The organism is Nostoc sp. ChiQUE01b (assembly GCF_034531255.1).
GTDB lineage: Bacteria > Cyanobacteriota > Cyanobacteriia > Cyanobacteriales > Nostocaceae > Nostoc.
The window spans coordinates 83,377-95,865 of record NZ_JAVRBM010000007.1 but is presented as its reverse complement, the minus strand read 5'-3'; the positions used below and the strand labels follow the sequence as shown (position 1 = coordinate 95,865).

The following is a 12,489-nucleotide window of genomic DNA, read 5'->3' as shown; positions in this document are numbered from 1 at the left end:
TTTATGACTGCTATAGATAACGAGAAATCAACCATAGCCATTATGATTCTTGCGGCTGGTGCATCTACGAGGATGGGTACACCGAAACAACTGTTGCTTTACCAAGGACGTAGTTTTTTAAAATATATTACAGAAATAGCGATCGCTTCAGTTTGTCAACCTGTGGTAGTAGTACTTGGAGCCAATGCAGAACAGATTCATCCCCAAATTAAACAACTTCCCGTTAAAGTAGTTAATAATTTGGATTGGGCTTGTGGAATGAGTACTTCAATCAAGAGTGGTATTGAATTGTTAAATAATCTTCCACAAAAAATAGAAGCAGTAGTTATTACACTTTGCGACCAGCCATTTGTTTCTCCCCAAATTATTAATCAACTTGTTGATGCATATTATTCGACAAAAAAATCTATTATTGCTTGCGAATATGGGGATACATTAGGTGTACCTGCTCTATTTAGTCAGACATTTTTTTCAGAACTTACTGCTTTAAAAGAAACTTCAGGAGCAAAAAAAGTTATTAATAATAACATCAATGAAGTTTTTTCGATTCCGTTTTCACTAGGGAATATCGATATTGATACACCAAAGGATTATCAACAATTGCTATCAATTACTAGAGGAATTTTTGAAGTATCTTGAAGGAGATCGCTAAAAGTAAACCTGATTTATCAAAACAGCAATATTGGCGTCAGTCGCCAGAAAAAGAAATTGAATTCTGTGCGACTGGTGAAGCAGCGCAAGGAAACCCCTTCTAATCGAGTCAGCAATCAATTATTAGTTATACTCTCAAATATCCTTGCTTTTGGTGTTGCCAGAGCTAATTTATACCCTCTACTAGTTTGGCATCTCTCACAGCCAAGTTATTGAGAATCAATTTATCAATTAATCGATGGTGAGTACCAAGTTACTCAATTTAGAGGCAGCGATGCCTGCGGCGGTAAACAACGCATTGTGTCGCCTAATTTCCCGGAGTTAAATTTAACCGCCGAACAGATTTTTCAAGCTGGAGGTCTGCCAACATAGCCACAACCACACCCGACTGATTTTGAAGACAGGCGATCGCATTGCAATTCATCTGATCACCTGCTTATTGGGTAGGTGATCAGATGAATTGCTGTATCAGTTCAGTTCTAAGTAGGTGAGTCTGAACGTTCTATTTGCTGACGAATGGTATCAATAGAAGCATTAATACCAGCGAGTTTGGACTCTAAATCATCTCGCAGCCAAATCAAGAATTTTAATTTCCGCTCTAAGCTAGTTTTGTGCGAAATGGGTTCGCTTCCATAACATGGATTACCCCAAAAAGAAAACATAGTTTACCTCTGAATTTAGCTTTTGTAACAATGCAATATATTGCACCACTACATTCTGACTAATAACAATCAGACTGGTGTGTGTAACAACCGACCATTATTATGGGTGCTTAACGAACGCTTGCTAAAAGTTGTCTCTTGAATTGGTGGAGGTATTTGACCAAACTGCCATCAACTCTATCCACTTATCCTCTAAGAAAAAGTTGAAGTGACGAGAACATATTCAAAGGTTCTGGCAATTTGGCATTACAACTTTGTATTTTGCAGTTTAAATGAGATATCAACAGAACAGAACAACCACAAATTGCCAGTTGTTGACCCAACGCTGTAAGATAACTCAGCAGCCAATTCACAGCGCTTGGTCATCGCTTCTCTACGAGACGCTGCGCGAACGCTACAACTGGCTAGTAATTTACTAGAAAACCTATAGTAAAAGTGCGTAGGCTAGAAAGCTGTCTCAACACGGCTGGTAAAATGAATGTCAAGTACCTGCAAATCAACTTACTTATATCATTAAATACTTCTAATAATAGATGACTTGGTGGAAGGGAAAGGATAATGCTGAAAGAGGCAATATTCTAAGACCAATTACTGAGTAGGAAATTATTTTATGAAAACCAGAAAGCTAGGCAAACAAGGGTTAGAAGTTTCAACTATCGGACTTGGTTGCATGGGAATGTCTGAGTTCTATAGCGGTCGTGATGAAATTGAGGCGATCGCAACAATTCATCGAGCATTAGAACTTGGAGTGAATTTTCTTGATACTGCTGATATGTATGGGCCGTTTACCAACGAGCAACTAGTAGGCAAAGCAATTAAAGATCGCCGAGATCGAGTAGTTTTAGCAACTAAATTTGGCAATGTCCGTACTGAAGATGGTGGTTTTCAAGGGGTTGATGGTAGACCAGAATATGTCCATCAAGCTTGTGATGCCTCGCTAAAACGTCTGGGGGTGGAAGTGATTGACCTCTATTACCAACATCGAGTAGATCCAACTGTCCCCATTGAAGATACTGTCGGGGCAATGGCAGAGTTAGTCAAGCTAGGAAAAGTGCGTTATTTGGGGCTTTCGGAAGCTGCCCCGGCGACGATTCGACGGGCTGTAGCAGTTCACCCGATTAGTGCACTGCAAACAGAATACTCTCTTTGGAGTCGAGAGCCAGAGGATGAAATTTTACCTACCGTGCGGGAATTAGGAATTGGCTTTGTTCCTTATAGCCCATTAGGAAGAGGATTTTTATCAGGTGCGATCGCTACCCCTGACGATCTTGCACCTGATGACTATCGAAGAAATTCTCCTCGCTTTCAAGGTGAGAATTTTTATAAAAACCTGCAATTAGTAGAGCAAGTCAAAGCGATCGCCAGCGAAAAAGGAGTAACTTCTAGTCAGCTTGCTTTAGCATGGCTATTCGCTCAAGGAGAAGATATTGTCCCAATACCTGGTACAAAACGCCGTACTTACTTGGAGGAGAATATTGCAGCTACCGAAATTATCCTGACTGAACAAGATTTGAATCGACTTGAAACAGTTACACCAAAAAATGTGGCAGCTGGCGAACGCTATCCTGATATGAGTACTGTTAACCGTTGATCCCTCTGGTGCTGGAGAATTTTTTCAAATTCCGCTTTAAATGCACAAGCAGATATTACCGCAGCTTAACAAAGTAATCACCCAGAATTCTCAGAGGAAATGTCAAAAGTAGCGATCACTATTTTATCGGCTACATATCTGGATACTCATTCAATCATCTGGAAACTGCCAGCACGAGATATGTTCAATATCTTTGCTGCCACATTTACTACAGACTGCATCAATCACAGAGTCCACCCATTCATAGCTACAACTACGACAATGACAGAAAATGTTATTGCGGTTAGCCATTTCAATACCTCGATGCCACTGTTGTAGTTGAGAAGAGTCTGGAAAAGCTTCTGACATTCCATCAAACCTCGTTCGTGTCATTATCTGTATTATGAGCCTAACAAGCCCTGAAGTGAATAACTCAGTATTAATCGCCCTGACGATCGCCGTGTCTATAGCGCTATCGCCTGTCAGCATTGCTGGTACTGTCCAAGGTTCAACCCATACTATCAAAATGTCTTCATTTAACCTCAGTTCTCAAAAATGGCAAAACCGGGTACTGCTAATCTTTGCGCCGTCTGTTGATAACCACAATTATCAGCAACAGATGCAGGTATTTAACCAGCACCAAAATGGTTTGAAAGACCGGGATTTAGTTCTTGTTCAAGTTTTGGCAACAGATAAAAGCTATGCCAACGGACAGTTAATAGATGAGTCTTCTGTTGCCAATTTGCGAAATCGTTTTGGAGTTGAGCGAGAAAATTTTCGTGTCATTTTGATCGGAAAAGATGGTGGTGTTAAACGCCAAGAAACTACACCAGTGCAAGCGACAGCAATTTTTAAGCAAATTGACGCTATGCCCATGCGTCAGCAAGAAATGCAAGAACGATAAATTGGTAAAGCAGTTGGTTTTATTGTTTAACATTAATGCAAGTACAGGTAATTACCTTTTACTACAAATGCTACGCCAATCCCTAAGCGCAAACCTACAAAAGTATCTGCTTTCAAACCTGAGCTTAATTCTTCAAGTAGATGAGAACACTCATTAAAAACGCATATACTGCAATTATCAAGCAATGAATTTATTAGCTCCTGGTTTTAGACCTACTAGGAGCTTTTTTTTATTATCCATCTCAATTAAGGGAGTTCATCACGAGAAGTAATAGCGTTCATCCTCAAGGCTATCGATCATTGCTTCTGTTGGTAGATTGAATGTCAATATTTGGATTGCTATTGTGTATTTGTCACTAAAAAATGTTTATCAAATAAAAACAATGAATATTCTTGCTTGGATTGTTTTGGGTCTAATTGCTGGTGCGATCGCAAAGGCTATCTACCCTGGTCATCAAGGCGGCGGAATTTTAGCAACAATTTTATTAGGAATCGTCGGTGCTTTTATTGGTGGTAGTTTGGGTGTATTCTTCAGTACAGGAAGCTTTGCTCTAGCGGCTCCCTCTTTGAGTATTCCCGGTATTGCAGTGGCAGTTCTGGGTGCAATTGTTGCAGTCTTCTTGTGGAACGCGTTAACTAGCCGCAGTGCTTTGTAATAAATTAAATTGAATTAACTAATTTAGAACTTACGCAATTTTTGTCTTACCTGTCAATGTGTAAGTTCTGTTTATCAACAATTCTTGACAGAATTTGCTGCTTGTCATGCTGATAGCCTCAACATTATCAATTTGAATAATGTTGAGGCTATGATTTTATTTTGGATGCCCTATGTGTCGCAAGCATTTTTTGAATTGGTATTAGAGAAGTCGTAAATCTCTGCCTTACAGGCTTATAAAGTCTGTGGCAACAGCAGCAACAGCGTGCTAAATCGCAAGCAAATTTTATACTTGTAATCTACTTAACTTTATTTGGTGCGTAGGCATAGCTCATCATAGACATCTCCTAGCAGGATAATTAAAAACTTGGTTAGCGATCGCAATCTATTAGTTATACGTGTTTTATTTAAATAAAAGTTATTTTTAAGACATCCAATTAGTCGTTTACACACTACTAGTATTTAAGAACTTAATACTAGTGGTGTATAAATAGATTAAACTTGCCTCTGAGTTATTTGCGATGAAATTTAATGAAAACGTAGTTACGATTTCCAGTGTACAACTTTGACAACTGTCCACAATACTGTTGCATGTCTCAAGCTCATGGTAATATTATTTTACTGTCAGGGAGATATTATTTTATACATCAATTTGTAACCATGCTGAAACAGCTAGTTAGGTGTGCTACCTTCAAAAAACAAAAAATTATTCAACCTACCCAGGAAATCAACAAAAGCCCTAACATACAAACCACAGAGCTTTTGAAACTCTGCTTATATAAGGTACTAAAGAGCTAACTAAGGCTCTTTTTTCGGAATCATCATAGCCAGCGAAAAAGGCATAAAACCCTCTGAGGATGGCAAAAAATTAGACAAGAGTAAATAGAAAAGTTTTGACACAATGTCAATAGTTTTTTGTATATATAAAAATATCAAAAAGCCCAATTTGTCTTGCAATTAAGACATTAACATTGTGTGTTTTATTTAGATATTGATTCTCTTTGTGCTTAGTTACCTATATAAAAGTCCTATTTGATTAGTGAAAACTTAAGCTACGCTCGATTAAATTAGGCAAACACTTAAATTTAACAAATAATTTAGGACTGCTAGATCAATCTTGATCTAGTAAAAATTCGATTATTCACAAAGTCAGTAAGAGTAACAGGAAAAACATGAATATCATAGTTCGTTTGTTTGGAGCGATCGTTCTCCAAGTATCTGCGTTGGCTGCAATGTCTAGCATGGCAATGTCTGATGACAAGCCTTTTGGTATCAATACCCAGCAGACTCCTGCTGTTTATCCACGGAAAGCAACACAAATGTCTGATGACAAGCCCTTTCGCGTCAATACCCAACAGACTCCTGCTGTTTATCCACAAAAAACAACACAGAGGCTTTGCTCTTTAGATCCTATTGAAGATTTATTACCTCCACCACAAACTAAAGCAACTAATTCTTTGCTTTCTTACCTTGCTGAACAGGGTTTTACACAAAATAAAGAGGGTTCCTGGGTCTGTTATGCCAACGATCCTAAAAAAGAGGGACGTTATTTTACTTTATTTAAGGTCAAACAAGTTAATAGCAGGCTCATAGCAAGTTCTTTCTTAGATGAAGGCAGTCTGATTCAAGGGCAGGAAAATCGTAGCTTGGACTTCTTTATGATGCTGATTGAGCATCATACGAATACTACTAAAGAGAACCGTCAAGGTATACGTAGATATCTACAAGCCTTCGTTTCCTTAGTCAAGGAAGGGAAAATCAAACCTACGCGTCGTGGGTATCTTTTTGACCAACCAAACCGGGCGATAGTCTTATATCACACACTCTCATCAGGAAATCTCAAAGGTACAGGAATCACGATCAACATTTATTTAGCTAAGAGTTGAACTGGGGACTGGGGACTGGGGACTGGGGACTGAGGACTGGGGAATTGCTGTCGTTTAGTGGAGGTGCATCTTGTCTAGATCAATTGTTCAAAGAATTGCGATGCCGAAGGTGGTTCGCTTTGCAGCGATCGCATTTTCATCTGTTGCAGTAGTACTTACTACATGTCAGTCTGCTTTTGCACAGCTAAATATTGGACGCTATGGTATCCAACAAGGACTGGAGTCTGAGTATCTCCAGTACCAAATCAATAACCAGAATTTGAGCCAGATGCGAGTCATTCCTGGATGTGATGTGGGATTTGGTCTGACTTGTAATAAGACAGGATCGGTAATCCAACGATTAGTGGAGTTAAACAATGGGACTAGTTATCAAAACCTCCTGATCCGAGCAGCCGGTGGGGAGAAAAACTTCCAGAATTTCGCTAGCTTCTACGGCAATAATCCTAATCTCTCTGCGGTGCCTTACGCCTCATTTTGGAGAAATGCATCTCCCGCAATCATGGATGGATCTCAATATCTTCTTGGACAACCTTTTGGTCGCAATCCAGTAGAAGGACTCGGACTTGTAACCAAGCAGTTCTACTGGGCACCATACTCAGGAGTCAATGACTCTGTTAGCCTTCGTAATGGATTACTAGACCTGAAATTCTCATACGGACGACTGCTGTTTGAAGAAGCCTCAAAAATTTCTAACATTCAAGAGCAGATTCAGTCTCTAGGTCTATCGCCAGAGATGACAAATTTTTATTTAGATAAAATCTCTACAGGCTTGGATGCGTTGAGTTCTGGAAATCAGAACCAACTCCAACAGAGGATTTTTGAAGTACTATCCTTTCCATACTCCGAAGATGGTGGGGAACTCGGACGCCCCAATAATGCGATTCCAGCGGAATTTAATCAGATATTAGGAGAAGATATCGCAGGAAATACTTTGCTGAGTGACAATCCACTAGCCTTGGATGGAGAAACAATAGCTTTTGATGCTTTCCCTAGCTCTGCGGGAGATGTCTTGATACCAGACAGTTCTAATTCCTTTCCACTTTGGCCAATAATCGGCGTTGGGGGTCTTGGTTTAATTCTGCTTCTACTACTGAGTGGCGATAGTTCTTCAGCTCAATCACCTGTTTCTTCATCTCAACCACCTGCACCTGTTTCTCCAGGAAATGCACCTTTGTCTCTCAACAACAAAGGCGAATGCGATCTGACTCCCAGTGGTAATGGTTCCGATCACACACAGATTATTGAGATTCCGTGTAATGTTACTCCTCAAACCCCCACGCAAGTGAAGAAGGTAATGGAGCCATCAACGATCAAAGCGCTTGTATTGCTAATTGTTCTACTATGGATAGTCCGTAATAAACACCGGACTTTAAAAATCTTTAGTTCGTAACTATACTACATAAGGGGATTTAGCGAAAAGTTGGAGCGCTAGTTTCCAGCGAGGTCTACGACAGACTACGCCTACGCAAGTCCGAGAGCATCAGGCTTAGAAATCAATAATTAACCACTTAAGGTAGCACAGCTAACTGTGCTACCCTACCCGTGTAACTCATTCAAATGAGAATCGCTATTTATTATCAGGACTTACGCAAACAATAGCCGAAACCCTGATTTTTAGGTATGGGCAATTCATGAATTGCCTCTACCGGGTGTAGTTTTGCGTAATATCACGTCTGCTAAATTACTTCTGATATGTCATTGCGAACGCAATTGATTTGTGTTTAACCGGACATGATATAAGTCCTAATTATTACAAAATTGTAATTCAGATAAAGGGAAAGCTGTCATATTGGGCTGGTGTAATTAAAACTATCAACTCTTTCCAATCTCAGCAAAACAAGATTGATTGTCATGATTATTCGTCAATTTCTAGCTTTGGCAGCCATTTCCCTCACGCTTGCAGCCTGTAGTCAAGCAGGCAGTAACCCGAATCTGACCGCCCAAAACCCTCCTCAAGCGCGTGAGCAACTACCGCAAGGAAGGCGATCGCACCGTCAGATAGATTTTACAGCTGCGGCTCAAAAACTTGGTGTTACCGAAGCCAAGTTAAAAGAAGCTTTGGGAGTACCTACTAATCCAACCAATCCACCAGATGGAGAGCGTCGCCGTCCCGACCTGAAAGCAGCAGCTACAAAACTTGGTGTTACCGAAGAGAAATTGCGGGAAGCGTTGGGGATTCCGGCACGTCCTCTGAGCAATTAATCAATTGCTGGTAGGAGTTGAACGCAAAGACTCAATTATTGATTTACAACCAAGGTGCATTTATAGCGTATGACACTTAATTCTCCCCAACAAATTACACTCAAACCTTTTAAAGAAGGCTTGATAAAAGACAAACTGACGAAATGGCTGATCGGGTTATTGATACTCAGTTCACTCACAGGTGGTGGATACCTTGTTTACCGTCAGACGGTGATTTCCTCCACTCAAGAAGCCAGAAGCAAAATGCAGACAGTCCTAGTTGAGCGAGAAACCTTACCAATTACCATCTCAGCCAACGGTACTGTTGAAGCTAAACAATCGACTAACGTTAGTCCCAAAAGTTCTGGACAGCTAAAGAAATTGCTGGTGGATGAAGGTGACTCTGTGAAAGCGGGGCAAATCCTGGCATACATGGATGACTCAAATCTGCAAGGGCAATTAATTCAAGCACAGGGTTCTCTGGCTTCTGCTCAAGCGAATTTGCAAAAGGCGATCGCTGGTAATCGTCCTCAAGATATTGCTGCTTCACAGGCGCAATTAGAACAAGCCCAAGCGACTTTAGAAAAAGCAGAAGCAGGTAATCGCTCTCAAGATATTGCTCAGGCTGATGCACGTTTAAAAAGTGCTCAAGCAAGTTTAACAAAAGCCGAAGATGATTTGAGCCGCAATCAGCAATTATACAATGCTGGTGCTATTTCTCTTCAGACTTTAAACCAAAAACGCGCCGACAAGGATAGCGCGAAAGCTTCCGTAAATGAAACCCAGCAAGCGCTGGCATTGCAAAAAGCTGGGTCACGCAAAGAAGATATCGAGCAACTAAAGGCAGCAGTTGAGGAAAAACAACAAGCTTTAGCACTACTCAAAGCAGGAAACCGCCAGGAAGATATTGACGCCGCACGCGCTCAAGTGACTCAGCAACAGGGCAGCCTAAAAACGATTCAAACACAAATTCAAGACACAGCAATACGTGCCCCATTTAGTGGTATTGTGACTTCCAAGTATGCCGATCCAGGTGATTTCGTTACACCGACAACATCTGGGAGTTCGGTTTCAGGATCAACCTCTTCTTCGATTCTGTCGCTGGCATCAACTTATCAGGTTGTGGCAAATGTTGCCGAAACCGATATTAGCAAAATTAAGGTAGGGCAATCAGTAAGCATTACAGCCGATGCGTATCCTGACAGAACCTTTACGGGAAAGGTTGCCCAGGTTGCGGCTCAAGCAACTGTAGCATCCAACGTTACCAGCGTTAAAGTCAGAGTGGATCTAACTGACCCTGAAACTCTCCTGCTTCCAAGCATGAATGTTGATGCGAAATTCGATGCAGGCGAATTAAATAATGTGCTTGTTGTACCAACAGTGGCGATCGCTCGTCAGAGTAATGGTACTGGAGTACAGGTGCTTACAGAAAATGGTAGCACTCGATTTGTGCCAATTAAAACTGGAGCTACGGTAAATAACAAAACCGTTGTACAATCCGGTTTACAAGGAAATGAAAATATTTTGGTGAGTGCGCCATCGAATTCTAATAAAAATAGTAATACTAACAAGGCTAGTTCTCCTGGCGGTATGGGTGGACTTCCTCCTGGTGGCCCATAGTATAGTTTGCGTAGTTTAATACAGGAGAACACATTAACAATGCAAGCTGATGCATTAACAAAGCAAGCCGATACATTAACAAAGCAAGCCGATACATTAACAAAGCAAGCTGATGCATTAACAAAACAAGCCGATACATTAACAAAGCAAGCCAACGCATTCACAATGCAAGCCGATACATTAACAATGTAAGCCGATAAATGGCATTGCAGGGTATGACCAAGTTTAATTAGCTACGAATTAATAAAATGCTGTACTTAGATTTAGTGTCACAAACAAAGTTTAATAATGATCAAATCACGCAATCGCAAACCACTGGTTAAACAGGCATCTACTTTAATCCGCAGTTCTTCGGTATCAGCCGTTGAAATTTTGACAATGGCGTTCGAGACATTGTGGAGTAATAAACTCCGCACTGCGCTCACAATGCTGGGTATTATCATTGGCATTATGGCAGTGATTGCTGTCACCGCCATTGGTCAAGGCACTCAAAAAGCAACTGAGCAACAATTACAATCACTCGGAACCGACATTTTGCAAGTGCAAGCGGGTGCATCTAGAAGTGGCACGGTGCAACAGGGCGCTGGGAGTGCTACAACATTGACTTTAGAAGATGCTGAGGCGATCGCGCAAGAGGTTTTAGAGGTTGACCGAGTGTCGGCTATTTTGCAACAGTCTGCCCAAGTCGTCTATGGCGAAAACAACGACTCGATGACGATTATTGGAACTGATGTCAATTATCCAGATGTACGCAACACCCGTCCTCAAACAGGTAGGTTTTTTACTGAGGAGGAAGTCAAGGCGGCAAAACCTCTGGCGGTTTTAGGCCCCACTGCACGAGATGAACTGCTGGGGTCAGGAAGTATTGCAGAAGGCGCACAAATCCGCATCTCTGGACAAACCTATGATGTGATTGGCGTTATGGAGACAAAGGGAGCGCAAGGGCCCCAAAACCCGGATGAACAAATTTATATCCCGCTTACCAATATGTCTGCTCGGCTAGTAGGAAATAATGCTGTTAAGGGAATTGCCATTCGAGGAATTTATGTCAAAGTCAAAAGCCAGGAACAGCTAGACGCTGCTCAATATCAAACTACGAATCTCTTGCGGGTAAGACATGGCATTTATCCAGAGAAAGGAGATAAAGATGATTTTCGGACTGTAAATTCGGCTGATATCATCAACACGCTAACTAGTACATCTAAGCTTTTTACCGTAATGATAGTGGCGGTTGCGGTAATTTCTTTAATTGTTGGCGGTATTGGTATTGCCAATATCATGCTTGTGTCAGTGGTGGAACGAACACGGGAAATCGGGATTCACAAAGCGATTGGAGCGACTAGTACTGCGATTTTGAGCCAGTTTTTAGCCGAGGCAGTTGTGATTGCAGTAATTGGAGGGGTAATTGGTATTGGACTGGGAATTGCGATCGCCTTTGCCGCCTCAAATTTGTTTAAATTTCCCTTCGTGATTTCGCTTTGGTCAATACTGTTCGGCTTTGGTTTAACGTTTGTGATTGGGTTACTGGCTGGCGTAATTCCCGCTCGTAATGCTGCCAGACTTGACCCAATTACGGCGCTCAGAAGTGATTAAAACATTCTTGAAGTAGAGAATTACTAATATGGCAACGATGATTTGGATGGAAGAAATTCAGAAAACATACCGTCTTGGGGAAGTCGAGGTTCCGATACTCAAAGGTATTGACTTGTCTATTGAGGAAGGCGAATACGTTTCAATTATGGGGATGTCTGGTTCGGGGAAGTCTACGCTGATGAACATCATCGGTTGCCTCGATCGCCCCACATCTGGAGATTATGTTTTAGAAGGTAGGAACCTGACTACGCTAACTGATGATCAGTTGGCATATATCCGCAATCGCCGGATCGGTTTTGTGTTTCAGCAGTTTAATTTGCTGGCTCGTTCTTCCGCTTTAGAAAACGTGATGCTGCCAATGGTCTATGCAGGTGTTCCCAAATCGGAACGTAGAAAACGCGCAGAGTCAGCTTTAACTCGTGTTGGCTTGGCAGAGCGAATGTTAAACCGTCCTAGCCAGATGTCTGGTGGACAGCAACAGCGAGTAGCCATCGCCCGCGCCCTCGTTAATCGCCCTGCACTTGTTCTAGCAGACGAACCCACTGGAGCGTTAGACAGTGAAACCTCTCAGGAAGTGATGGATTTGTTGACTGAGTTAAACAGTCAAGGCATCACGATTGTCATTGTTACCCATGAACCAGATGTAGCCGAGCAAACTAACCGGATTATTCATGTTAAAGATGGTTTAGCTGAAGGGGTAACAAAAAAGTTACAAACTAGACTGGATAATGTGCATAGCAAAACCTGATGAAAATCGGGTAGTTTACC

13 protein-coding genes and 1 pseudogene are annotated in these 12,489 nt (G+C 41.4%); 12 read left to right on the top strand and 2 right to left on the bottom strand.

Translation table 11 applies throughout. The annotated features are described in order from the left end of the window. The first annotated feature begins 3 nt into the window (after positions 1 to 3). Both RMY63_RS07165 and RMY63_RS41710 read left to right on the top strand, forming a co-directional pair. Positions 4 to 639, top strand: coding sequence for a nucleotidyltransferase family protein (locus RMY63_RS07165; RefSeq protein WP_322728041.1), 636 nt, complete (start codon positions 4 to 6; stop codon positions 637 to 639). A 231-nt stretch (positions 640 to 870) separates the two neighbouring features. Beyond that, positions 871 to 1,023 (top strand): annotated as a pseudogene (locus RMY63_RS41710) (Uma2 family endonuclease); the annotation flags it as partial. A 107-nt stretch (positions 1,024 to 1,130) separates the two neighbouring features. Here RMY63_RS41710 and RMY63_RS07160 read toward each other — a convergent pair. Next, positions 1,131 to 1,313: a hypothetical protein gene (locus tag RMY63_RS07160; RefSeq protein ID WP_322728040.1), complete on the bottom strand. Its 183-nt coding sequence runs from the start codon at positions 1,311 to 1,313 to the stop codon at positions 1,131 to 1,133. Between the two features lie 610 nt (positions 1,314 to 1,923). Between RMY63_RS07160 and RMY63_RS07155 the strand changes: the two genes are divergently transcribed. Beyond that, positions 1,924 to 2,904: an aldo/keto reductase gene (locus tag RMY63_RS07155; protein WP_322728039.1), complete on the top strand. Its 981-nt coding sequence runs from the start codon at positions 1,924 to 1,926 to the stop codon at positions 2,902 to 2,904. A 150-nt stretch (positions 2,905 to 3,054) separates the two neighbouring features. Here RMY63_RS07155 and RMY63_RS07150 read toward each other — a convergent pair whose 3' ends face one another. Further along, positions 3,055 to 3,276, bottom strand: a complete 222-nt coding sequence (locus tag RMY63_RS07150; protein WP_322728038.1) for a hypothetical protein — start codon at positions 3,274 to 3,276, stop codon at positions 3,055 to 3,057. Positions 3,277 to 3,286: 10 nt separating this feature from the next. On the opposite strand from RMY63_RS07150, the gene RMY63_RS07145 reads away from it, so the two are divergent. The 9 genes from RMY63_RS07145 (at position 3,287) to RMY63_RS07105 (ending at position 12,469) form a co-directional block, all read left to right on the top strand. Then, on the top strand, positions 3,287 to 3,787 hold the full coding sequence (locus tag RMY63_RS07145; protein WP_322728037.1) for a DUF4174 domain-containing protein: 501 nt from the start codon (positions 3,287 to 3,289) through the stop codon (positions 3,785 to 3,787). 382 nt (positions 3,788 to 4,169) lie between these two features. Beyond that, positions 4,170 to 4,442 (top strand): GlsB/YeaQ/YmgE family stress response membrane protein, encoded by a 273-nt coding sequence (locus RMY63_RS07140; protein WP_104909288.1) that lies wholly within the window; start codon positions 4,170 to 4,172, stop codon positions 4,440 to 4,442. A gap of 1,171 nt (positions 4,443 to 5,613) precedes the next feature. Next, the gene (locus RMY63_RS07135; RefSeq protein WP_322728036.1) at positions 5,614 to 6,327 is read left to right on the top strand and encodes a hypothetical protein; all 714 of its coding nucleotides are present in this window, start codon (positions 5,614 to 5,616) and stop codon (positions 6,325 to 6,327) included. A gap of 70 nt (positions 6,328 to 6,397) precedes the next feature. Then, a complete protein-coding gene (locus RMY63_RS07130; protein WP_322728035.1) occupies positions 6,398 to 7,717 on the top strand; it encodes a hypothetical protein in 1,320 nt (439 codons plus the stop codon). A 461-nt stretch (positions 7,718 to 8,178) separates the two neighbouring features. Continuing rightward, on the top strand, positions 8,179 to 8,529 hold the full coding sequence (locus RMY63_RS07125; RefSeq protein ID WP_322728034.1) for a hypothetical protein: 351 nt from the start codon (positions 8,179 to 8,181) through the stop codon (positions 8,527 to 8,529). Between the two features lie 69 nt (positions 8,530 to 8,598). Then, positions 8,599 to 10,128, top strand: a complete 1,530-nt coding sequence (locus RMY63_RS07120) for an efflux RND transporter periplasmic adaptor subunit (RefSeq protein ID WP_322728033.1) — start codon at positions 8,599 to 8,601, stop codon at positions 10,126 to 10,128. 39 nt (positions 10,129 to 10,167) lie between these two features. Next, on the top strand, positions 10,168 to 10,320 hold the full coding sequence (locus RMY63_RS07115; RefSeq protein WP_322728032.1) for a hypothetical protein: 153 nt from the start codon (positions 10,168 to 10,170) through the stop codon (positions 10,318 to 10,320). 186 nt (positions 10,321 to 10,506) lie between these two features. Continuing rightward, the gene (locus RMY63_RS07110; RefSeq protein WP_416212491.1) at positions 10,507 to 11,721 is read left to right on the top strand and encodes an ABC transporter permease; all 1,215 of its coding nucleotides are present in this window, start codon (positions 10,507 to 10,509) and stop codon (positions 11,719 to 11,721) included. Between the two features lie 28 nt (positions 11,722 to 11,749). Then, positions 11,750 to 12,469 (top strand): ABC transporter ATP-binding protein, encoded by a 720-nt coding sequence (locus RMY63_RS07105; protein ID WP_322728030.1) that lies wholly within the window; start codon positions 11,750 to 11,752, stop codon positions 12,467 to 12,469. Positions 12,470 to 12,489 lie beyond the last annotated feature (20 nt).